Source organism: Zavarzinia aquatilis (assembly GCF_003173035.1).
Taxonomy (GTDB): Bacteria; Pseudomonadota; Alphaproteobacteria; order Zavarziniales; family Zavarziniaceae; genus Zavarzinia; species Zavarzinia aquatilis.
On record NZ_QGLE01000004.1, the window covers coordinates 163,814 to 187,229 of the forward strand.

The window sequence follows — 23,416 nt, forward strand, 5'->3', positions numbered from 1 at the left end:
CACATTCCACTTTCTGTCCCGCGAGGTAAAGCCGGGTAAAGCCTTAATTCGAGATTGACGTGGCTGGCTGCTGGCTTGCCGAAAGCCGCGCTCTCCGCTATCGTGCCTACAAAATGAATATAATTCAATTTGAGGAGGATGGCGTGGCGGACAATCTGGCGGCTAAACCGCTTCGGATCGGCTGTGCGTCGGGATTCTGGGGCGATTCCCTCGCGGGAACGGCGCAACTGATCGCGCGCGGCGGGCTCGATGTCCTCGTGTTCGACTGGCTGGCGGAAATCACCCTGTCGCTGCTCGCGCGGGTAAAGGCGAAGAAGCCGGAAGCCGGCTTCGTGCCCGATTTCATCGAGGCGATCGCGCCCCATCTCGCCGAAATCAAGCGGCAGGGAATCCGCATCGTCTCCAACGGCGGCGGCATGAATCCGGCGGGCTGCGCGGCGGCGCTGGCGGCCCGGGCCAGGGCGGCCGGCCTCGACTTCCGCATCGCCGTCGTCACCGGTGACGACCTGAAGCCGCAGGAGGCCGAATTCCGCAGCCAGGGCGTCCGGGAAATGTTCACCGGCGCGGCCCTGCCGGAAAAGCTGGTGACCGCCAATGCCTATATTGGCGCGCGCGGCATCGCCGCCGCCCTCGATGCCGGGGCGGAGATCGTGATTACCGGCCGCTGCGTCGATTCGGCGGTCACCCTTGGCCCGCTCGTCCATCATTTCGGCTGGGACTGGCAGGATGGCGACCGGCTGGCGCAGGGCTCGCTGGCCGGGCACCTGATCGAATGCGGCGTACAGGGCACGGGCGGCCTCTTCACCGACTGGCAGGCGGTACCGGGCTGGGACGACATGGGCTTTCCCATCGTCGAGGTTTCGGCCGACGGCAGCTTCATCCTGACCAAGCCGGCGGGGACCGGCGGGCTGATCGCCCCGCTCGCCGCCGCGGAGCAGCTGCTTTACGAGATCGGCGATCCGGCCGCCTATCTGCTGCCGGACGTGACCTGCGATTTCCGCGCCGTGCGCCTCGTCGCGGAGGGGCCCGACCGGGTGCGCGTGTCAGGCGCGCGCGGGCGCCCCGCCAGCGGCATGTTGAAGGTCAGCGCGACCTATGCCGACGGCTTCCGTACCGTCGGCACCGTCACCATCGGCGGCCGCGACGCTGTCGCCAAGGCCGAGCGGACGGGCGCGGCGATCATCGCGCGGGCCAGCCGGCTGATCGCCGAGGCCGGCCTGCCGCCCCTGCTCGAGACCTCGATCGAGGTGCTGGGCAGCGAGGCAACCTATGGCCCCCATGCCAGCGTCGCCGCCAAGTCGGTGCGCGAGGTCGTGCTGAAGATCGGTGCCCGGGCGGCGAAGGCCGAGAGCCTCGACCTCCTCGCCCGGGAGGTCGCGCCGGCGGCGACGGCGACGGCGCAGGGCCTGACCGGCCTCTATGCCGGCCGGCCGGCGGTGCAGCCGGTGTTCCGCAATTTCTCTTTCCTGTGGCCGGCGGTGAAAGTGCCGGCGACGGTGGCCCTGGGCGAGACCGCGTCCGAAGTGCCCAATCCGCCGCCCGTGCCGGCCGGACCGCCACTCTATGTCCCGGCGGTCGATGCCGCGACGGGGGGCGAGGTGGCGGTGCCGCTGATCGCTCTTGCCGTCGGCCGTTCGGGGGACAAGGGCGATATCGCCAATATCGGCGTCATCGCCCGCCGGCCGGATTATCTGCCCTATATCCGCGCGGCGCTGACGCCGACGGCGGTCGGCCAATGGTTCCGCCACCTGCGTCCGAGCAAGGTGGAACGGTTCGATTTGCCGGGCCTCGATGCGCTGAATTTCCTGCTGCACGACGCGCTGGGCGGCGGTGGCGTCGCGTCGATCCGGATCGACCCGCAGGGCAAGGCGCTGGCGCAGATGTTGATGGACATGCCGGTGGCGGTGCCGGTCGGCCTGGTGCCCGGCCATGAGGAGGAGCAGGGGTGATGGAGCGTTTCGGTTACAGCGACGATGAACTTCTGACCCTGCCGCTCAGCTATCGGGCCGATCTGCTGGCGGGCAGGGCCGCGCTCGTGTCCGGCGCCGGCACCGGCATCGGCAAGGCGATCGCCGTCACCCTGGGCCGGCTCGGCGCGCGGCTGGTGATCTGCGGCCGCAAGCCCGAAAAGCTGGAGGCGACGGAGGCCCTGCTGAAGCGGGCCGGGGCGGAGGTTCTGCCCCATGCCCTCTCGATCCGCGATCCGGAGGCGGTCGCGGGGCTTCTCGACGCGGCGAAGGCGCGTTTCGGCGGCATCGACATGCTGGTGAACAACGCGGGCGGCCAGTTCCCGCAGGCCGCCATCGACTTCTCGCCCAAGGGCTTCAACGCTGTCGTCGACACCAATCTGTCGGGCACCTGGTACATGATGCAGGCGGCGGCGCGCCAGTGGCGCGACCGGAGCGCGCCGGGGGCGATCGTCAACATCGTCGCCGTGGTCGGCCGGGGCATGCCCGGGGTCGCCCATACCTGCGCCGCCCGCGCCGGGGTCATCGCCCTGTCGAAGACGGTGGCCACCGAATGGGCGCCGCTCGGCATCCGCGTCAATTGCGTCGCGCCCGGCATCATCGCGACCGAAGGCATGAACGTCTATCCGGACGAAGCCCGCCGCGCGATGCCCGACACCAACCTGATGCGCCGCTTCGGCACCGCCCTCGATGTCGCCGAACTGGTCGTGCATCTGGCCGGCCCCGCCGGCAATTTCATCACCGGCGAAGTGGTCCATGTCGACGGCGGCAACCAGATCTGGGGCGATCAATGGACCATCCCCCGGCCCGACTGGTACACGACACCGCAAGAATCGCCCTTCCCCGGGCGGTAAACCTGCCGGGGTGACGAGGATGAGGAGGGGGGCCGCTCGTGGCGAGCCCCCATCGTCGTCGCGGCGCTCAGAACGCCTTCAGATTGCCGCGCAGGGTCTTCTCGCCATATTCGGTGCGGACGAGGCCGCGCCGCTGCAGGGCGGGGACGAGGCCGTCCGTCACCTCGTGGATGATGCGGCGGTTGACGCCGAGATGGGGCGTGGTGATCAGGAAACCGTCGCCGCCCACTTCCTCCATCACCTCGCCCATGCGGTCGGCCACCGTCTCGGGCGTGCCGATCAGCTCGACCGAGGAGACGAGGCCGCCCGAGGCTTCGGTGACCAGCTGGCGCAGGGTCTTGCCCGAGCCCCACTGCTGGAAGCTGTCGAGCGAGCCCTGTTCGCCATTGGTGGTCAGCTTGCCCGGCAGCGGCTTGTCGAGATCGAAGGCCTTGAAGTCGATGTCGGTGATCGACGAGATCAGGCACAGGTTCATCTCGATGAAGCTGGGGGCCGAGGCCATGCGGGCGTATTTCGCCTGCGCTTCCTCGACCGTTTCCGCGAGGGTCGGCGCGATCAGATAAAGGATCTTCACATCGTCCGGATCGCGGCCGGCGGCGGCGGCCCGCGCGCGGATGTCGTCGCGGAATTCCTTCATCGCCTTGGTGCCCTGGTTCACCGCGACCACGGCATCGGCATATTGCGCGGCGAAGGCGCGGCCCTTGGGCGAGGCGCCGGCCTGGATCAGCGCCGGCACGCCCTGGGGCGAGCGCACGCAGTTCAGGGGGCCGCGGCTCTTGAAGAAACGGCCCTCGTGATTGACCGTGTGGACCTTGCGGAAATCGGCATAGATGCCGTTTTCGCGGTCGCGCTTCACCGCGTCCGGCTCCCACGAGGTGAACAGCTTGATCACCAGATCGAGATATTCATGGGCCATGTCGTAGCGCAGCTCGCGCGGGGGCAGCTCGTCGAGGCCGAAGTTCTGCGCGGCGGCATTCTCGGCGCTGGTGACGATGTTCCAGCCGAAGCGGCCTTCCGCCAGGCTGTCGATGGTCGAGCACAGGCGGGCCAGCAGATAGGGCGGATAGCCGAGGGTCGACAGGGTGGCGACGATGCCGATCTTCGAGGTCGCGCCCGCGATCATGGCGGCGAGCGGGGCGGGATCGCCCTTGGGCACCATGCCGAGGCCGTGCTTCAGCACCGCTTCCGACGAGCCGCCGTAGATTTCCGAAATCGCCAGCTTGTCCTCGAACATGATGTAGTCGAAGCAGGCCCGCTCCAGTGCCTGGGCCATCTCGACATAGAACTTGCCGTTCCAGGGATCGCCGCCGTTCGAGAAGGGGCCATTCCATTCGTCGGTGGCGAAATTGGTGAACCAGCCGAGGTGGAAACGCTTTGCCATGGGACACTCCTTGCAACCGGGCGCAGATGCGAATTGGTTGAAGGAGAGACTGGCAGGGCGCAGTCACGGCGCCAACAGAAGTGCCCGATGGCACTATTCCGGGTGCCGGAACCGACAAGTCTGTTGTGCGGCGCCGCAAGCCGTTCATAGTGATGCTGCATTGCAAGAGCGGCGAGGGCGTCATGTTCCAGGAATATGCGGCACGCGGCCAGATGGAGCCGTGGCAGGACGCGGTCAGCAACGTGCTGTTCCCCGTCGATATCGCCAGCGACCAGCCGTCGGACTTCAATGGCCGGCTGCGCAGCTGGGATTTCGGCGATGTCTCGATTTCCTATATCGCCTCGGGGCCGGTGGCCTATCGGCGCGAGCGGCACCATGTCGCCGCCGACGAGGAAGAGATTCTGCTGCTCTCCTTCGCCACGCGCTCGGAATTCGCCTATTCGCAGGATGGTCTCGACCTCGTCTGTCGCCGTAACCAGTGCCTGGTCGAGCGCAGTCATCGGCCCTCGATCTTCACCCAGGCCGACGCGGTGAATGAAATGTGGGTGATGCGCGTGCCCCTGCGGACAGTGAAGGCCCGCCTCCGGGCTATCGACCTCGTGCCCGCGCTCGTCATCGACGCCGGGCAGGGCGCGGGCGGCTTGCTGCACGACATGGCGCGCCTCGCCCCGCACCGGGTGGCGACCGCGCGAGACAATGTGCGCACGACGGTCGGGCGCACCCTGATCGACCTTCTCGTCGTCGCGCTCGAGGATCAGGTGCGTTCCTTCGATCAGCGCCAGTCGTCGGTGCGTCAGGCGCATCTTGCCCGGATCGAGGCCCATATCCGCCGGCATCTGTCGGACCCCGGGCTCAGCGCCACCGGGATCGCCGCCGCCTGCGGCATCTCCGTGCGCTATCTGCACGATCTCTTCGCCGAGGAGGGGGGGCCCAGCCTGTTTCAATGGGTGCGGGAGCGGCGGCTGGAAGCGGCTCGCGCCCAGCTCGAGGAGCCGGGCCGGGGCGATGCCATCGCCGACATCGCGCTGCGCTGGGGCTTTGGCGATCAGGCGCAGTTCAGCCGCCATTTCCGCCGCCATTTCGGCGTCACCCCGCGCGAACATCGCACGGCGGCCCGCCTGCGCGCGGTCAAGGCCGGCTAGGAACGCCGGTTCTTCAGCTGGACGAGCCGGGCCAGCAGCAGCCCGGTCGCCAGCACGGAAGCGAGCGCGATAGCGAGGATGAGCCCGCCGGCGCCGAGCGCAAGCCCGAGGGCAAGCAGGTAGCCCGCGGGCACCATCACCGCGACATAGGCGAAGAGATGACTGGCGGTGGGCAACCAGGTATCGCCATAGCCGCGCAGGATATTGGCGACGACACGCTGCGCCCCGTCGATCAGCGAGAGAAAGCCGATGCCGGCGACGACGGGAGTGGTCACCGCCAGCAGATCGGCTTCCCCGGTGTAGAAGCCGGCGAAGACCCCGGGCAGCGCCAGGAAGGCGATCCCGACGACCAGCATGACCCCGGTATAGAGCAGGAGCGCGGTCGCCGCCGAACGGGCCATGGCGGCGGGATCGCCTCGTCCCCTCGCTTGCGACACGCGCACCGCCGCCGCCCCGCCGATGCCGACCGCGACCATGAACATCAGCATGTTCAGGTTGATCGAGATCGTATAGGCGGCGAGTTGCAGCGCCCCGGCCCAGCCGGCGAACAGGGTCATCGACGCGAAGGCACCGCTTTCGATGCCAAGACTTAAGCCCTCGGCATAGCCGATGCGGCGCTGGCGCCGGCCGTCGGCCCAGCGATGGTCGGACCAGCGCGGCCGGCCGAGGGCCTGGCGCCCGGGCATCAGGAGGAGGATATAGGCGAGGGCGCCGCCCGCGAGGGTGATGCGGGCGATCAGCGTCGCCAGGGTGACGCCGAAGGCGCCGAGCGCCGGCAGGCCCAATCCGCCATGACCAAGGAGCAGGCCGAGGCCGAGATTGACCAGATTGGCGGCAATCAGCAGCGCCACGCCGACATAGGGCCGGCCCGTCGCCTCGAGAAGGCCGATACTGGCGACATAAACGAGCACCGGCGGCAACGACCAGCCGAACAGGGCGGCGATTTCGCCGGCCGAGGCCGCGAGCGCCGCTTCCTGCCCGAGGGCGAGGAAGATCGTTGGCGCGGCCTGCGACAAAGCGGCCCCGGCAAAGCCGATGGCCAGGGCATAGGCGAGGGCACGGCGCCAGATGCGGCCGACCTCGTCAAGCGCGTCGCGCCCGAAGGCGGCCGCCATTTCCACCGCGCTGCCCATCAGGAGCCCTAGTCCCAGCATCTGGCTGGTCTGCACCAGCATGAGGCCGAGGGCGAAGGCGGCCAGCGGCCCGGCGCCGAAATGGCCGACGATCATGTTGTCGGCCACCAGCATCAGGGTGAGGCCGATGCGCGCCATGATGATGGGCAGGGCAAGGCGGGTCAGCGCGCCGGCCTCGGCCCGGTCGGGGCGAAGGCGCGGGGCCTCGGGGGCGTGGGTGGGGGCGGCGATCCGTGGCGGTGCGTTCATGGCGCCCGGTTAACATGGCGGCGCCCCGGCCGACAGGGGCCGGGGCGCCAAAATTATCGCAAGCGCGCTTTGACGAGATTCAAAGCGTCGCCGGCCGCTCAGCTGGCGGGATTTTTCTTGCGCAGACCGGCCAGCAGAGCGTCGACGCCGCCCGCGCTCATCACACTGGCGAAATCCTCGCGCTGGGCGCTGCGCATCGACAGATTCTCGATCACCACATCGACGATCTTGTAACTGCCGCTGGTCTCCGAGAGGCGCCAGTCGACGGCGACCGGCTTCTGGCCGCTCGGGCTCTGGATCTGGCTGCGCACGACGATCTCGCCGTCCTGCTGCTGACTGCCCAGGGTCACCAGCTTCTCGCCCGCATATTGGGACAGACGGCGCGAATAGGTGCGCACCACATCTTCGGCATAGAGGCGGTTGAATTCGGCGATCTGCTCGGGCGTCGCGCTGCGGCGATAGCGTCCCAGCACGAACTGGCCGATGGTCTCGACATCGAAAGCCGACAGGAACAGCGCGCGGAAGCGGCTTTCCCGTTCGGCGTCGGTCACGCTCTTGTCGGCCAGGGTCGAAATCGCCTGGCCGCCAAGGGTGTCGATGAAAGCCGTGGCCGCATCGCCGGCCCGGGCACCGCGCCCGGTGGAAGCGAGGCCGGCGAGGGCGATACCGAAAGCCCCGAGCCGGACAATGAATTGTCGCCGGGTCGTCATGTCTTGCCTTTCCATACGCTCATGAACTCAACGGCACAAAAGCAGTCGGGTTCCCCATGGTCGTGGGTGAAGCAGCCTGTGGCCGGCCCTCAGCGGGGCGCGGCCTGGCTCATGTCCGCCGTGCCCGAATCGCGATTCTCGATCGCGGCCTGGCGCTGCTGGCGGTAGAGATTGCGGATCGCGGCGTAGAAGTCGATGGACGAAGCCTCGACCTCCTCGATGGCGCCGCCATTGTGAGCGCGGCTGTCGATGATGTCGGCGGCCTTGAGGCCGTAGCCGATTTCTTCCGCGTCGGCCGCCATCAGCGCCCAATTGATGGGGTTGAGGGCAAGGTCGACGCCCACGCCCACGAGATCGCGCGGCGGCCGCGGGCCGAGCAGCGGCAGCACCAGATAGGGGCCTTCGCCCACCCCCCAGCTCGCCAGGGTCTGACCGAAGTCTTCGGTATGGCGCGGATAGCCGATGTGGCTGGCGAAATCATAGACCCCGCCCACGCCGACGATCGTATTGGCGATGAAGCGGGCCGTGGTGACCTTCGCCCGCCCAAAATCGCCCTGCAGCAGGTCGTTGGCCAGAATGACCGGGCTTTCCAGATTGTTCAGGAAATTGCGCAGGCCGGTCTGCACCGGGTCGGGAACGACGCTCTTGTAGATCTCGGCGAAATGCTTCAGCAGCATATAGTCGAGAAAGCGGTTCACTTCGAAGAAATAGCGGTTCAACGGCTCGATCGGGTCGTTGCGCTTGTCGTATTCGGCACGCGCCTCGACATCGCTCGCCGGCGGCTTGGTCGCGCAGCCGCCCATCGCCCCCGCGATGAGCAGAAGCGTCATGCCTGCCGCCACGAGACGGCCGAAACGGCTTCGTCCGCCCCGGACGATGGCCAGTGCCTTGCCGCTGTCGCCAGTCTGTTCCACGAAATCCCCTCCACCTTGCCGGTCCGGGCCCGTCACCGCGCGCCGGCAATATTCCTGCAATTCCGTAACATATGGTTCCCTGTCGGTTAATGGGAATTTGCCCCTGCACGCCGCTGGTGGGGCAATTGCATCCGATTTCGTCGCATTGTGGCAACATCCGGCGGGCGGGGGCAGGGCTGCGGGAAGTGCATTGCCACGACACATAAAGATATGTTTATGTATGCCATGATCTGCCGAGGCCCGAATCCGTGACCGACCTTCTGTCCGCTCTCAAGGGCGCGGCCGAGGCCACGCGCCTGCGCATCCTCGTGCTGCTGGCCCGGGCCGAGCTGACGGTGACGGAATTGACGCAGGTGCTGGGGCAGAGCCAGCCGCGCCTGTCCCGCCACCTGAAGCTGATGGCCGAAGCCGGCCTGATCGACCGTTTCCGCGAGGGCGCCTGGGTGTTCCACCGGCCCGCCGCTGAAGGGATCGGCGCGCGCCTCGCGGCCGAGGTGGTCGCCCTCGCGCGGGCCGACGATCCGGTGACGCAGCGCGATTTCGCCCGGCTCGATTCGGTACTGAAGGCGCGGACCCAGGCCGCCGCCGACTATTTCGCCGCCAACGCCGAAAGCTGGGACCGTATCCGTGCCCTGCATGTCGCTGAATCGGAGGTCGAGGCGGCGCTCGACCGGATCGTGGGGCCGGGGCGGATCGACTTCCTGCTCGACGTCGGCACGGGCACCGGCCGGATGCTGGAATTGTTCGGCGGGCGCGCCCTGCGTGGCCTTGGCATCGACCTGTCGCACGAGATGCTGGCGATCGCGCGGGCCCGGCTCGAGGCGGCGGGGCTGTCGCAATGCCAGGTCCGCCACGGCGACCTGCACGGCATGGCGCTGGGCGACGGTGTCGCCGATCTTGTCGTGTTCCATCAGGTGCTGCATTTCGCCGCCGATCCGCAGGCCGCGATCACCGAGGCGGCGCGTGTGCTTAGCCCCGGCGGGCGTATCCTGCTGGTCGATTTCCTGCCCCATGGGCTGGAGGAGCTGCGCGACCGCCACGCCCATCGCCGCCTCGGCTTTTCCCCGCGCGAGGTCGCGGCCTGGGGCCGTCAGGCGAAGCTTGAATTCCAACTTGTCGAAACCCTGACCGGCGATCCCTTGAGCGTCGGCATCTGGCTGGGCCGCCACGCGGCCGCCGCCTCTTCTGAACGGGCCTGAATCATGACCCTCGACCCCATCGGTCCCCTCAATGTCTCCTTCGAGTTCTTCCCGCCCAAGACCCCGGAGATGGAAGAGGCGCTGTGGCGCACCGTGCGCCGGCTGGAGCCGCTGAACCCGGCCTTCGTCTCGGTCACCTATGGCGCCGGTGGCTCGACCCGCGAGCGCACCCATGCGACGGTGAAGCGCCTCGTCGAGGAAACCCGCCTGAAGCCGGCCGCCCATCTGACCTGCGTCGCCGCGACGCGTGAGGAAGTCGACGCCGTCGCCCGCGATTATTGGGACGCCGGGGTTCGCCACATCGTGGCCTTGCGCGGCGATTCGCAGGTGCCCGGCGCGCCCTATCAGCCGCATCCGGGCGGCTATGATTACGCCGTCGATCTGGTGGCGGGGCTGAAGAAGATCGCCGACTTTGAAATCTCGGTCGCCGCCTATCCGGAAGTGCATCCCGACGCGACGAGCGCCGAGGCCGATCTCGACAATCTGAAGCGCAAGATCGACGCCGGCGCCACCCGCGCCATCACCCAGTTCTTCTTCGACAACGACGTCTATTTCCGTTTTCTGGACCGGGTGCTCGCCGCCGGCATCACCGTGCCCGTGCTGCCCGGCATCATTCCCGTCTCCAACTTCAGGCAGATCGTGAAATTCGCCGCCGCCACCGGGGCCACCATTCCCGCCAGCATGGCGCGCCATTTCGAAGGTCTGGACGACGATCCGGAAACCCGCAAGCTGGTCGCGGTCACCGTCGCCGCCGAACAGGTGCGCGGCCTTGCCGCCGCCGGGGTGAAGGATTTCCATTTCTACACGCTGAACCGGGCCGATCTCTGCTTCGCCCTGTGCCACCTGCTCGGCCTTCGCGCCGCCTGAGGACCAGATCCATGAGCACGTTCCTCGACGCCCTGAACGATCGCATCCTGCTGTGCGACGGCGGCACCGGCAGCCTTGTCCAGGCCATGAGCCTCGACATCGTCCGCGATTTCGACGGGCGGGAGAATTGCACCGAAGTGCTGAACCGCACCCGGCCCGACGTGGTGCGCGAAATCCACCGCGCCTATCTCGCGGCGGGCTCGGACATGGTGCAGACCAATTCCTTCGGCGGCTCGCCCATCACCCTCGCCGAATTCGACCTGCAGGATGAAGCCTTCGAATTGAACAAACGCGCGGGCGAACTGGCGCGGGAAGCCATCGGCGAATTCGCCCATGACGGCCGCCAGCGTTTCGTCCTCGGCTCCATCGGGCCGGGCACGCGGCTGCCCTCCCTCGGTCATATCCCTTACGATCCGCTCGAAGCCGCGCTTGCGGTGCAGGCGGAAGGGCTGATCGCGGGCGGCGTCGATGCCATCCTGATCGAGACCTGCCAGGACACGCTGCAGATCAAGGCGGCGGTCAATGGCGTGAAGATCGCGCGCGCCAAGCTGGGCCGCGAGGTGCCGATCATGGTGCAGGTGACGGTGGAAACCACCGGCACGCTGCTGGTCGGCCCCGATATCGCCGCCGCGGCGACGGTGATCCATGCCCTCGACGTGCCAGTGATCGGCCTCAACTGCGCCACCGGGCCGCAGGAAATGGCGGAACACGTCAAGTTCCTGTCGGAAAACTGGCCGGGGCGGATTTCGGTGCAGCCCAACGCCGGCCTGCCCGAGCTGCGCGACGGCAAGACCTTCTACCCCCTGTCGCCCGACGAGATGCAGCGCTGGGTGCGCCGCTTCGTGCTGGAAGACGGCGTGAACATCGTCGGCGGCTGCTGCGGCACCAACCCGAACCATATCGGCGCCCTCGACGCCATGCTGCGCGAGATCGAGGGCGGCAAGCGCCGTCCGGCGCCCGCCCGCCGCAGCTTCCACTGGGTGCATTCGGTCGCCTCGCTCTATTCGCAGGTGCCGTTCCGGCAGGAGAATGCCTATCTCTCCATCGGCGAGCGTTGCAACGCCAATGGCTCCAAGGCGTTCCGCGAGGCGCAGGCGGCCCATGACTGGGACAAATGCGTCGCCATGGGCCGCGAGCAGGTGAAAGAGGGCAGCCACACCCTCGATCTCTGCACCGCCTATGTCGGGCGGGACGAGGTTTCCGACATGACCGAGGTGGTCACACGGATGCGCGGCAGCGTGAACGCGCCCCTCGTCATCGACTCGACCGAATATCCGGTGCTCGAAGCCGCGCTGAAGCTCTATGGCGGCAAGCCGATCATCAACTCGATCAATTTCGAGGACGGCGAAGTGCCGGCGGCGATGCGCCTGAAACTGGCGAAGAAATTCGGCGCCGCCGTGGTCGCCCTGACCATCGAGGAAGCGGGCATGGCCAAGGGCGCGGCGGACAAGCTGCGTGTCGCCCGGCGTCTCTATGATTTCGCGGTGAACCAGCACGGCCTGCCGCCGGCCGATCTGATGTTCGACCCGCTGACCTTCACCATCTGCACCGGCAACGAGGACGACCGCAAGCTCGGCCTCGAAACCCTCGACGCCATCGAGATGATCGCGAAGGAAATGCCCGAGGTGCAGATCATCCTCGGTCTGTCCAACATCTCCTTCGGCCTCAATGCCGCCGCGCGCCATGTGCTGAATTCGGTCTATCTCGATCACGCGATCAAGCGCGGGCTCACCGGCGCCATCGTGCATCTCTCCAAGATCATGCCGCTGCACAAGATCCCGGCCGAGGAAGTGAAGGTCGCCGAAGACCTGATCTTCGACCGCCGCGCCGAGGGTTACGATCCGCTGCAGGCCTTCATCGCCCTCTTCGCCGACCGCAAGGGCGAGAAGGCGGTGAAGAAGGCGCGCGCCGAGACGGCGGAAGAACGCCTGACCCAGCGCATCGTCGACGGCGACCGCCTCGGTCTCGAGGACGATCTCGAGGAGGCGATGAAGGCCCATCCGCCCCTCGACATCATCAACCGCTTCCTGCTCGACGGCATGAAGGTCGTGGGCGAGCTTTTCGGCTCGGGCAAGATGCAGCTGCCCTTCGTGCTCCAGTCGGCCGAGACGATGAAGACCGCCGTTGCCTGGCTCGAGCCCCATATGGAAAAGGCCGAGGGGCAGGAGAAGGGCACCATCGTCCTCGCCACGGTCAAGGGCGACGTGCATGACATCGGCAAGAACCTGGTCGATATCATCCTGACCAACAACGGCTATCGCGTGGTCAACCTCGGCATCAAGCAGCCGGTCGGCGCCATCATCGAGGCGGCGCAGAAGGAGAGGGCCGACGCCGTCGGCATGTCCGGCCTGCTCGTCAAGTCGACCGTGATCATGCGCGAGAACCTCGAGGAGATGACCCGCCTCGGCCTCGACGTGCCGGTCTTCCTCGGCGGCGCCGCGCTGACCCGGAAATATGTCGAGGAAGACTGCGTCCGCGCTTACGGCGCCGGCCGCGTCGCCTATGCCCGCGATGCCTTCGACGGCCTCGACCTGATGGCGCGCGTGGTCAACGACAATTTCGACGATCATCTGAAGGCGTTGCAGGAAAAGCGCGCCGGCCGGCCGTCGAACCAGAAGAAGCTCGGCGCGCCCACGGAAGCCTCCATCGCGCGGCCCATCGACTTCGAGGAAACGCGGGTCCGGCGCGAAGAACTGGCCAAGGGTGTGACCGTGCCCGTGCCGCCGTTCTGGGGTCCGCAGGTGATCGAGGACGTGCCGCTGAAGGCGCTGGTGCCGTTCCTGAACGAGACCATGCTCTATCAGTTCCAGTGGGGCTTCGAGAAGGCCGGCCGCTCGCTCGACGAATACCGCGCCTATGCCGCGCAGGAGATTCGCCCGATCATGAACCGGCTGGTCGAACAGTGTCAGCGCGAGGGCATCCTGAAGCCGAAGGCCGTCTATGGTTACTGGAAGGCGGCGGCCGAAGGTAACGACGTCATCCTGTTCGACGAGAGCGGCTTGAAGGAGCTCACCCGCTTCGCCTTCCCGCGCCAGGCGCGTGGCGGCGGCCTGTGCATCGCCGACTTCCTGCGCGATGTCTCCAGCGGCGAGCGGGACGTGATCGGTCTCCAGGTCGTCACCATGGGCCAGCAGGCATCGGAAATCGCCCGGCAATGGTTCGCCGAGAACCGCTATCAGGAGTATCTCTACCTGCACGGCCTGTCGGTCGAGATGGCCGAGGCGCTGGCGGAATATGTCCACAGGAAGATCCGGGGCGAACTCGGCTTTTCCCACGAGGACGACCGCGACATCGACAAGATGCTGAAGCAGGGCTATCGCGGCAGCCGCTATTCCTTCGGCTATCCCGCCTGCCCGAACCTCGCCGACCAGCACAAGCTGCTCGCCCTCCTTGGTGCCGACCGCATCGGCATCGAGATGGCGGACGAGGATCAGCTGCATCCCGAACAATCGACCAGCGCCATCGTCCTGCATCACCCGCAGGCGAAATATTTCTCGGTCTGAGGGGCGGGGGGCTTCGGCCCCCCTTTCTCTTGCCCTTGCCGTGGCGGCGGTTTCGTGTTCTTGTTTTGTTCATGAATGCGGAGGGGCCAATGATCGGCTATGTCACCCTGGGCGCCGCGGATTTCGGCGCCAGTCTCACCTTTTATGATGCGGTTCTCGCCGTTCTCGGCCACGAGCGCAGCTTCGCCGATGCGGACAGCGGCTGGGCCGCGTGGGGCGCGGCCACGGGCGCCAAGCTCTTCATCTGCAAGCCCTTCGACGGCAACCCGCCCACGGTGGGTAACGGCAGCATGGTCGCGCTGATGTGCGCGGATGACGAGATGGTCCGCCGCGCCCATGCCGCCGCCCTCGCCACCGGCGGCCGGGACGAAGGCGCGCCCGGCACCCGCGAGGCCTATGGCCCCGATTTCTTCGTCGCCTATGTCCGCGACCCCTTCGGCAACAAGCTGTCCCTCTTCCACGACCATTCGGCGGGGTAGGGGGTCTTCCCGTCACGAGATTCCGGCCTGCGCCGGAATGACGAAGATGTGGTGGGCTTCCCTCTAAACCTCGTCATTCCGGCGCAGGCCGGAAGCTTGCCCCGGAAGGGGTTTCCGAGCTCCGCCCGACAAAATGATGCGCTGCGGAAAAAGCCGGTTGCCCTTTTCCGCAGGCTTTGCTGTAATTGCATACAGAGTTTGGCGGCTAGGGTTCCGGCCGGGAGATTGTCCCGGCGCAGGTCCGAGAGTTGCCGTCCGGCGGGGGAGAAATCCCGACGGATGCACGGCGGGACAAAAGCCCGGGAGGCCTCGGTGACCAGGAATTGGCGTCACTCGGGTCGTGCCAATTCCCCAATCAGGTCGAACGTGGTCTGACCAGTAACGGGAGTTGGCAACTATGGCGCTCAAGGCATTCGTCCCCCCAGTCCCTTCTTCCTCGCAGGTCCGGCGCCGCCGCCCCTTCTGTATCTGAGGGGGGAGGCGACATGCGCGCGATCAACCGTCAGCCGCGCTCCGGCGCCCGCCTGCTCCTGGCGGCCCTGCCCTTCGTGCTGGTGATCATCCTCTATCTGATCGGCTCGGCGCTGCGGCTTGCCGACAATCCGCAGGACAAGCTGCTGCCGGCGCTGTCGACCTTCGCCGATACCATCGACCGCATGGCCCTGACCCCGGATGGCCGCACCGGCGACATCCTGTGGTGGACGGATACGGCGGCCAGTCTTGCCCGCATTTTCATCGCCCTGGCGGCCTCGACCCTGATCAGCCTGATCGTCGGCGTCGCCATCGGTCTGTTGCCCCATGTGAAGGCCTTGCTCGGCTCCTTCGTCGGGGTCGTGTCCATGGTGCCGCCGCTCGCCATCCTGCCCATCCTGTTCATCGTCCTTGGCCTTGGCGAGCCGTCGAAGATCACGCTGATCGTCATTGGCCTCGCCCCGGTGATGATCCGTGACCTCGCCCTGCGCACCGGGGAATTGCCGCGCCAGCAGCTGATCAAGGCGCAGACCCTGGGGGCTTCGACCTTCGGCATCGTCCAGCGCGTGGTGCTGCCGCAGATCCTACCCCGGCTGATCGACAGTCTTCGCCTCTCGCTCGGGCCGGCCTGGCTGTTCCTGATCGCGGCGGAGGCCATTGCCTCGGAATCGGGCCTTGGCTATCGCATCTTCCTCGTCCGGCGCTATCTCGCCATGGATGTGATCCTGCCCTATGTCGCCTGGATCACCCTGCTCGCCTTCCTGATGGATTTCGCGCTCCAGAAACTGCAGAACCGCCTGTTCCCGTGGTTCGCCGCCGCGAGGGCTTCGTGATGACGACGATCTCTGTCCGCAACGTCTGGAAGGAATACGACGAGCGCGTGGTGCTCGAGCGGATCAACCTCGAAATCGAGTCCCGCGCCTTCGTCGCGCTGGTCGGCCCGTCCGGCTGCGGCAAGACCACTTTCCTGCGCATGTTGCTGTCCGAGGAAAGCCCGACCAGGGGCGAGATCCTGCTCGACGGCAAGCCCATCGCCGGCGAGCCGACGGCGGAGCGCGGCGTGGTGTTCCAGCGCTATTCGGTCTTCCCGCATCTGACCGTGCTCGGCAATGTGCTGCTCGCCCTCGAATTCGAGAAAGGCGGCGTCCTTGCCCGCCTGTTCGGCACGGCAAGGCGGAAGGCGGTCGAGGAAGCGCGCGCCATGCTCGATTGCGTCGGCCTTGCCGGCAACGAGAAGAAATATCCGGCCCAGCTGTCGGGCGGGATGCAGCAGCGCCTCGCCCTCGCGCAGACGCTGATCCGCAAGCCCAAGGTCCTGCTGCTCGACGAGCCTTTCGGCGCCCTCGACCCCGGCATTCGCGGCGATATCCACGCCCTGATGCGCCGCCTGTGGAACGAGGAAGAACTCACCGTGGTCATGGTCACCCACGACCTGTCGGAAGCCTTCGGCCTTGCCACCCGCGTCATCGCCTTCGAGCGGCCGCGCCTCGATCCCGTCGACGGCGACCGCTACGGCGCCGTGATCAAGGACGACATCGAAGTCTGGCCGCGCCGTATCGCCGGGCAGCCCAGCCCGCACCGCGACGAAGCCAAAACCATCACCGCCCCCGGCCGGGACGACCCGGCCCAGGATCAGGGGCAAGTCCGGGACGACCTGGCGCTACCGGCTTGAGGGAAACCGAGCCATGACGACGACTGAAAAAACCGCCCGGATCGAGGCCCTGCGTCAGCGGTACCTGGAATTGAAGGCCGCGGGTGACAATCTCGCGCCCAAGGCCATGCCGCCGCTGACCTCGGCGCAGGAAGCCGCCATCGACGAGGCTCTGGTACGCTACCGGGAAGCGATCCCCGGCGGCTGGTACTGGACCGCCCGCGTCGCGCGCGGCGAACGCATCCGCCTCGTCAACACCGAAGGCACGGACGGCGTCGCCTTCTTCATGTGGAATGCGCAAGATACCAGCGAGCGCTATAATTCCGCCGACACGATGAAGCTGCAGTGGACGGCGGCCCTGCCGCGCGGCCGCGTGCTGTTCTCCGACATGGGCCGCGTCCTCGCCTCGGTGGTCGAGGACAGTTGCGGTGCCCATGACACGGTGGTCGGCGGCTCCACCCCCGCCTCCAACGCGGGCAAATACGGCGACGCCGCGTTGCGCAACACGGGCGAGAACATGCGCCTCGCCGCCTCGAAATTCGGCCTCGGCAAGCGCGACCTCGCGCCCGTGATCAGCTTCTTCTCGCCGGTGCAGGTCGATGGCGACGGAAAATTCGTCTGGGTCGACGGCGCGGTGAAACCGGGCGATTTCGTCGAATTGCGCGCCGAGATGGACCTGCTGATCGCGGTGTCCAACTGCCCGCATCCTTTCAGCCCGGGGGCGGATTTCGCGCCAAGGCCGGTCGAGGCGGTGATCTGGCGGGGGCCTGCGCCTGCCGCGGACGACATCTGCCGCACCGCGACCGCCGAAGCCGTGCGCGGCTTCGAGAACACCGATCCCCTGTTCGCGTCCCGCTGAGCCGGGAGGGCCAAGCCATGACCATCATCTGCACCGCGACCGAGAGCCTCGATCCCGCGAAGGCGATCCACGATTTCACCATTCCCGCCACCCGCCCATGGTCCCATGTCGTCAAGCGCGGCCAGATCCTGCGCATCGTCGATCTGGAAGGCTGCCAGGCGGTCGACACGCTGTTCTACAACGCCGCCGATTTCTCGGAGCGTTACAGCGCGCAGGACACGCTGCTGACGCAAAAATCGGCTTATGTCGGCAAGGGCACGCGGCTGATCTCGAACGAGGGCCGCGTCATGCTCAGTGTCGTCGCCGACACCAGCGGCCGCCACGACACCTCGGCCGGGGCCTGTTCCTGCGAGGCGAATACCGTTCGCTTTGGCCACCATACCCGTTACATGCATGCCTGCCGCGAGAATTTCGTGGTCGAGGTGACCAAATGGGGCATGACCAAGCGCGACGTGGTGCCCAACATCAACTTCTTCATGAATGTGCCGATCGAGAGCGACGGCCGCCTCGCCATCGTCGACGGCATTTCGGCGCCGGGCGATCATGTCGACATGGTGGCGGAGATGGACGTGCTCTGCGTCATCTCGAATTGCCCGCAGGTGAACAATCCCTGCAATGGCTTCGATCCGACGCCGGTGCGCGTGCTGATCTGGGACGGGGAGGCGGTGTGACCTTCCCATGTTCAAGAAAATCCTGATCGCCAACCGGGGCGAGATCGCCGCGCGTGTCATCACGACAGCCAGGAAGATGGGCATCGCTACTGTCGCGGTGCATTCCGAGGCCGACCGTTTCACCCTGCCCGTGCTGGCGGCGGACGAGGCGATCTGCCTCGGCCCGGCGCCCGCCAAGGAAAGCTATCTCCGCGCCGAGGCCATCGTGCAGGCCTGTATCGACACGGGCGCCGAGGCGGTCCACCCGGGTTACGGCTTCCTGTCGGAAAACGCCGGCTTCGCCGAGGCGCTGGCGGCGAAGGGCATCCGCTTCATCGGGCCCCGGCCGGAACACCTGCGCGACTTCGGCCTGAAGCACACCGCGCGGGCGCTGGCGGAGGCGGCAGGCGTGCCCCTGCTGCCGGGCACCGGCATTCTGCTCTCGGCCGAGGAGGCGCTGGCGGCCGCCCATGAGATCGGCTACCCGGTCATGCTGAAGAGCACGGCGGGCGGCGGCGGCATCGGCATGTCGCTGTGCCACGACGCGGCCGAGCTGAAGGACCGCTTCGAGGCGGTGCAGCGTATGGCCTCGTCGTCCTTCGGCGATGCGCGGGTCTATATCGAGCGTTTCGTTGCGACCGCCCGCCATGTCGAGGTGCAGATTTTCGGTGACGGCAAGGGTAACGTCGTTGCGCTGGGCGAGCGCGACTGTTCGCTCCAGCGCCGGAACCAGAAGGTGGTGGAAGAGACGCCGGCCCCCGGCCTCTCGCCCGAATTGCGCGCCCGGCTCCATGCCGCGGCGGTCGCGCTGGGCAAGGCGGTCGCTTACGAATCCGCCGGCACGGTCGAATTCATCTATGACGTCGCGCGCGGCGATTTCTCCTTCCTCGAGGTGAACACGCGGCTTCAGGTCGAACACCCGGTGACGGAAACGGTCTTCGGCGTCGACCTCGTCGAATGGATGATCCGCCAGGCGGCGGGCGAGTTGGTGCTGCCGCCGCAAGATGCGCTGGTGCCCAGGGGCGCCGCCATCGAGGTCCGGCTCTATGCCGAGAATCCGCAGGCCAATTTCCGCCCGCAGACCGGCCGCCTGACCGAAGTCGCCTTCCCCGAAGGTATCCGTGTCGATACCTGGGTGGCGACGGGCACGGAAGTCACGCCCTATTACGATCCGATGCTGGCCAAGGTGATCGTCGCTGGCGCGGACCGGTCGGCGGCCATCGCCGCCCTCACTGACGCCTTGGCGAAGACCCGCGTCTGGGGGATCGAGACCAATCTCGCCTACCTGCGCGCTATCGCGGCGGGCGAGGTTTTCGCCAGCGGCGCGGTCTCGACCGCCGCCCTTGGCCGTTTCGTCTTCACCGCGCCGACGATCGAGGTCGTGGTGGCCGGGGCGCAGACCAGCGTGCAGGACTGGCCGGGCCGTCTTGGCCTGTGGGATGTCGGCGTGCCGCCGTCCGGCCCGTTCGACGACCGCTCCTTCCGCCTCGCCAACCGCATCCTCGGCAATGACGAGGGCGCGGCGGGGCTGGAATGCACCCTGAGCGGTCCCACGCTGAAATTCCATGGCGACGCGCTGATCGCCCTTGCCGGGGCGGAGATGCCGGCGACCCTCGACGGTGTACCCGTGGCCATGCTGACCGCGACACCGGTGAAGGCGGGCCAGACCCTCGCGCTCGGTCAGATCAGGGGCGCGGGTCAGCGCACCTATCTCGCCGTCCGGGGCGGCATCGACGGGCCGAAGTTCCTCGGCGCGCGGGCCTGTTTCTCGCTCGGCCAGTTCGGCGGCCATGCCACCGGCGTGCTCAAGGCGGGCGACACGCTGCATATCGCGGCCGAGACCGCGGGCGAGCCCGTGCCGGCGGACGAGACGCCGGAAATTACCCGCGACTGGGTGATCGGCGTCCACTATGGCCCCCATGGCGCGCCCGACTTCTTCCAGGACGCGGATATCGACGATCTCTTCGCCGCGACCTATGAGGTTCATTTCAATTCGGCGCGCACGGGCGTCCGCCTGATCGGGCCGAAGCCGCGCTGGGCGCGGGCGGACGGCGGCGAGGCGGGGTTGCACCCCTCCAACATCCACGACAATGCCTATGCCATCGGCGCCATCGACTTCACCGGCGACATGCCGATCATCCTCGGGCCGGATGGACCCAGCCTCGGCGGTTTCGTCTGCCCGGCGGTGATCGCGCGCGACGAATTGTGGAAGGCCGGCCAGCTGAAGCCGGGCGACAAGGTGCGCTTCGTGCCCCACGGCGTCGCGGCCCCTGCCGTGGTCAGTACGAAGACGCTGGGCAGCCCGCTCCTCGGCACGCTGGACGGCGGGCCGGTGCCGGTCGTCTATCGCCGGGCGGGCGACGACTACTTGCTGGTCGAATACGGCCCGATGGTGCTCGACATCGCGCTGCGCCTCCGCATCCACCTGCTGGCGCAGGCGGTGCGCGAGGCACGGCTGCCGGCGATCATCGACCTCACCCCCGGCATCCGCTCGCTGCAGATCCATTACGACAGCCGGGTGCTGAAGACGGATTATCTGCTGGCGGCCCTGCGCGAGATCGAGCTGGGCCTGCCCCCGGCTGAAGCGGTGAAGGTGCCGAGCCGCATCGTCCATCTGCCGCTGTCGTGGAACGATCCGTCGATCCAGCTCGCCGCGCGGAAATATCAGGAACTGGTGCGACCGAACGCGCCCTGGTGCCCGTCGAACATCGAGTTCATCCGCCGCATCAACGGTCTGCCGTCCGAGGACGAGGTGCGGAAGACCATTTTCGACGCCAGCTATCTCGTGCTCGGCCTCGGCGACGTCTATCTGGGCGCGCCGGTGGCGACCCCGGTCGATCCGCGCCACCGGCTGGTGACGACGAAATATAATCCGGCCCGCACCTGGACGCCGGAAAATGCCGTCGGCATCGGCGGTGCCTATATGTGCATCTATGGCATGGAGGGGCCGGGCGGTTACCAGCTCTTCGGCCGCACGGTGCAGATGTGGAACGCCTGGCGGACGACGCCGGTGTTCACGCCGGGGCACCCGTGGCTGCTGCGCTTCTTCGACCAGATCCGCTTCTTCCCGGTATCGGAGCAGGAACTGGCCGAGGCGCGCGAGGCCTTCCCCCACGGCCGCTATCCGGTGCGGATCGAGGAGACCACGTTCGACTACGCCCGCCACGCCGCCTTCCTCGACGCCGAGAAGCCGGCGATCGAGGCGGCCAAATCCCGCCAGCAGGCGGCCTTCGAGGCCGAGCGGCAGGACTGGAAGGCCAAGGGGCTCGACAGTTTCGTGGTCGAGGACGGCCCCGCGGCCGGCGACGACGACGTGCCCGAGGGCCAGACCCCGGTCGAAGCGCAGGTGACCGGCAATGTCTGGAAGATTGTCGCCGGGGAAGGCACAAATGTCGCCGCTGGTGACATCGTGGTGATCGTCGAATCAATGAAGATGGAAATGGAAATCAGGAGCCCGGTCGCGGGCAAGGTGACGGCCTTGCGCTGCCAGCCGGGCCGGACCGTGCAGGCGGGCCAGATAATCGCCCTGATCGAAGCGGCCTGAGGGGGGGACAAGACCATGACGCTGCCCAAGATGATGACCATCGGCACGCTCGCCGCCGGCTATGAGGCCGGCACGCTCACCCCCCTCGACGTGATCGAGGCGGTGATCGGGCGTATCCAATCCTGGCCGGACCCCGCGGTCTGGATCAGCCGTTTTTCCGACGACGAATTGCGCGCGGCGGCCAAGGCGCTGATGGCGGCCGGCGGTCCCTCGCCGGACAAGCCGCTGTGGGGCATTCCCTTCGCGGTGAAGGACAATATCGACTGTGCCGGGCTCGAGACGACGGCCGCCTGTCCCGCCTTCGCCTATCGGCCGGCGCAGGATGCGACGGTCGTGGCCCGCTTGCGCGCGGCGGGGGCCATTCCGGTCGGCAAGACCAACCTCGACCAGTTCGCCACCGGGCTCAACGGCACGCGCTCCCCCTATGGCGCGCCCCGGTCGGTGTTCGATGCCGACTATATCTCGGGCGGTTCGTCCTCCGGCTCGGCGGTCGCGGTCGGGGCGGGCATCGTCGCCTTCTCGCTCGGCACCGATACCGCGGGCTCGGGCCGGGTGCCGGCCTCTTTCAACAACCTCGTCGGGGTGAAGCCCAGCAAGGGCATGTTCTCGACCACGGGCCTCGTCCCCGCCTGCCGCAGCCTCGACTGCATCTCGGTCTTCGCCGCGACCGCGGGGGAGGCTGATTTCGTCCGCCGGGTCGCCGCCGGCCTCGACCCCGCCGATCCTTTCTCGCGCGATCTGCCGGACGTGGTGCTGCCGACGGAAGGGCTTCGCGTCGGCGTCCCCGTCGGGGCGGAGCGGGAATTCTTCGGCGATGCCGCCAACGAGGCGATCTATGTCGCCGCCATTGAGGCGATGAAGGCGCTGGGCTGTTCCATCGTCGAGATCGACTTCGCGCCCTTCCGCGAGGCGGCCAATCTCCTCTACAGCGGCCCCTGGGTGGCGGAGCGGCTGGCGGCGGTCGAAGCCTTCCACGCCGCTCATGCCGACGCCATGGACCCCAACGTCCGCAAGATCGTCGAGGGCGCCCTCGGCGTGACGGCGGTCGATGCCTTCCGCGGGCTCTATGCCCTCGAAGGCTTCCGCCAGAAGACGGCGGCCACCTGGGCCATGGTCGACATCCTGCTGCTGCCGACGACGCCGCTGTTCCCCAAGGTCTCGGACATGCTGGCCGATCCGATCGGGCTCAACTCCAAGCTCGGCCGCTATACCAATTTCGTCAATCTGATGGATTGCGCCGGGATCGCCGTGCCGGCCGGCTTCCGGCCCGATGGCCTGCCCTTCGGCGTCACCCTGATCGGCCCCGCCTTCTCGGATGCCGCCCTCGCGGTCTGGGGCGACCGGCTGCACAAGGCGGCGGCGACCGGCTACGGCCTCGACACGACGGCGGACCTGTCGGCGATGCCGGCGCCCGAGGGGCCGCAGGTCGAGCGGATCGAGGTCGTGGTCGTCGGCGCCCATCTCTCGGGGATGCCGCTCAATCCGCAGCTGACGGGCGGCGGCGGCGTCCTCGTCAAACGCTGCCGCACCGCGTCCGATTACCGGCTCTATGCCCTGCCGGGCACGGTGCCGCCCAAGCCGGGCCTCCTGCACAGCCCGGGCTTCGACGGGCCGGGGCTGGAGGTCGAGGTCTGGGCCCTGCCGCCCGCGGCGTTTGGCCGTTTCGTCGCCGCCATTCCGGCGCCGCTCGGCATCGGCAAGGTGACGCTGGACGATGGCAGCGATGTCTCCGGCTTCCTGTGTGAGCCCCACGCCCTCGAAGGCGCGGCGGAAATCACCGCGCTGGGCGGCTGGCGCGCCTATTGCGCCGCGAAATAGGGCCTCGGGGATCGTTTCCATAATC

17 protein-coding genes and 1 riboswitch are annotated in these 23,416 nt (G+C 67.6%); of the genes, 13 read left to right on the top strand and 4 right to left on the bottom strand.

The window, feature by feature from the left end; genetic code table 11:
- The first annotated feature begins 143 nt into the window (after nt 1–143).
- Nucleotides 144–1,949 (top strand): acyclic terpene utilization AtuA family protein, encoded by a 1,806-nt coding sequence (locus tag DKG74_RS09195; protein ID WP_207779304.1) that lies wholly within the window; start codon nt 144–146, stop codon nt 1,947–1,949.
- Nucleotides 1,949–2,821 (top strand): SDR family oxidoreductase, encoded by an 873-nt coding sequence (locus DKG74_RS09200; RefSeq protein WP_109904958.1) that lies wholly within the window; start codon nt 1,949–1,951, stop codon nt 2,819–2,821. The genes DKG74_RS09195 and DKG74_RS09200 overlap by 1 nt, the downstream gene beginning before the upstream one ends.
- Before the next feature lie 67 nt (nt 2,822–2,888).
- On the opposite strand, the gene DKG74_RS09205 is transcribed toward DKG74_RS09200, so the two are convergent.
- Nucleotides 2,889–4,202, bottom strand: a complete 1,314-nt coding sequence (locus DKG74_RS09205; RefSeq protein ID WP_109904960.1) for an NtaA/DmoA family FMN-dependent monooxygenase — start codon at nt 4,200–4,202, stop codon at nt 2,889–2,891.
- Between the two features lie 182 nt (nt 4,203–4,384).
- Between DKG74_RS09205 and DKG74_RS09210 the strand changes: the two genes are divergently transcribed.
- Entirely contained in the window at nt 4,385–5,344 is a 960-nt protein-coding gene (locus tag DKG74_RS09210; protein WP_165837609.1) for an AraC family transcriptional regulator, read from the top strand.
- Here DKG74_RS09210 and DKG74_RS09215 read toward each other — a convergent pair.
- The 3 genes from DKG74_RS09215 to DKG74_RS09225 all read right to left on the bottom strand — a co-directional run bounded on the left by DKG74_RS09215 (nt 5,341) and on the right by DKG74_RS09225 (nt 8,350).
- Complete coding sequence (locus tag DKG74_RS09215) at nt 5,341–6,726, bottom strand: MATE family efflux transporter (protein ID WP_109904964.1); 1,386 nt, start codon at nt 6,724–6,726, stop codon at nt 5,341–5,343. The two genes, DKG74_RS09210 and DKG74_RS09215, sit on opposite strands and share 4 nt — an antisense overlap.
- Before the next feature lie 98 nt (nt 6,727–6,824).
- Nucleotides 6,825–7,436: an MlaC/ttg2D family ABC transporter substrate-binding protein gene (locus DKG74_RS09220; RefSeq protein WP_165837610.1), complete on the bottom strand. Its 612-nt coding sequence runs from the start codon at nt 7,434–7,436 to the stop codon at nt 6,825–6,827.
- A gap of 89 nt (nt 7,437–7,525) precedes the next feature.
- A complete protein-coding gene (locus DKG74_RS09225) occupies nt 7,526–8,350 on the bottom strand; it encodes an MlaA family lipoprotein (RefSeq protein WP_165837611.1) in 825 nt (274 codons plus the stop codon).
- Between the two features lie 248 nt (nt 8,351–8,598).
- Here DKG74_RS09225 and DKG74_RS09230 point away from each other — a divergent pair, with 248 nt between their 5' ends.
- The 10 genes from DKG74_RS09230 (at nt 8,599) to atzF (ending at nt 23,391) form a co-directional block, all read left to right on the top strand.
- The gene (locus DKG74_RS09230; protein WP_109904970.1) at nt 8,599–9,549 is read left to right on the top strand and encodes an ArsR/SmtB family transcription factor; all 951 of its coding nucleotides are present in this window, start codon (nt 8,599–8,601) and stop codon (nt 9,547–9,549) included.
- 3 nt (nt 9,550–9,552) lie between these two features.
- Nucleotides 9,553–10,416, top strand: coding sequence for a methylenetetrahydrofolate reductase (metF, locus tag DKG74_RS09235; RefSeq protein ID WP_109904972.1), 864 nt, complete (start codon nt 9,553–9,555; stop codon nt 10,414–10,416).
- An 11-nt stretch (nt 10,417–10,427) separates the two neighbouring features.
- A complete protein-coding gene (metH, locus tag DKG74_RS09240) occupies nt 10,428–13,919 on the top strand; it encodes a methionine synthase (protein ID WP_109904974.1) in 3,492 nt (1,163 codons plus the stop codon).
- 89 nt (nt 13,920–14,008) lie between these two features.
- Nucleotides 14,009–14,398 (top strand): VOC family protein, encoded by a 390-nt coding sequence (locus DKG74_RS09245; RefSeq protein ID WP_109904976.1) that lies wholly within the window; start codon nt 14,009–14,011, stop codon nt 14,396–14,398.
- A 194-nt stretch (nt 14,399–14,592) separates the two neighbouring features.
- A riboswitch (guanidine-I (ykkC/yxkD leader) is annotated at nt 14,593–14,706 on the top strand.
- Between the two features lie 177 nt (nt 14,707–14,883).
- Nucleotides 14,884–15,702, top strand: a complete 819-nt coding sequence (locus tag DKG74_RS09250; protein WP_109904978.1) for an ABC transporter permease — start codon at nt 14,884–14,886, stop codon at nt 15,700–15,702.
- A complete protein-coding gene (locus tag DKG74_RS09255) occupies nt 15,702–16,541 on the top strand; it encodes an ABC transporter ATP-binding protein (protein WP_109905202.1) in 840 nt (279 codons plus the stop codon). The genes DKG74_RS09250 and DKG74_RS09255 overlap by 1 nt, the downstream gene beginning before the upstream one ends.
- A 13-nt stretch (nt 16,542–16,554) precedes the next feature.
- Nucleotides 16,555–17,379: an urea amidolyase associated protein UAAP1 gene (locus tag DKG74_RS09260; protein WP_109904980.1), complete on the top strand. Its 825-nt coding sequence runs from the start codon at nt 16,555–16,557 to the stop codon at nt 17,377–17,379.
- A 17-nt stretch (nt 17,380–17,396) separates the two neighbouring features.
- Nucleotides 17,397–18,050, top strand: a complete 654-nt coding sequence (locus DKG74_RS09265; protein WP_109904982.1) for an urea amidolyase associated protein UAAP2 — start codon at nt 17,397–17,399, stop codon at nt 18,048–18,050.
- Nucleotides 18,051–18,057: 7 nt separating this feature from the next.
- Nucleotides 18,058–21,573, top strand: a complete 3,516-nt coding sequence (gene uca / locus DKG74_RS09270; RefSeq protein WP_109904984.1) for an urea carboxylase — start codon at nt 18,058–18,060, stop codon at nt 21,571–21,573.
- A 15-nt stretch (nt 21,574–21,588) separates the two neighbouring features.
- Entirely contained in the window at nt 21,589–23,391 is a 1,803-nt protein-coding gene (gene atzF / locus DKG74_RS09275) for an allophanate hydrolase (protein ID WP_109904986.1), read from the top strand.
- Nucleotides 23,392–23,416: the final 25 nt, after the last annotated feature.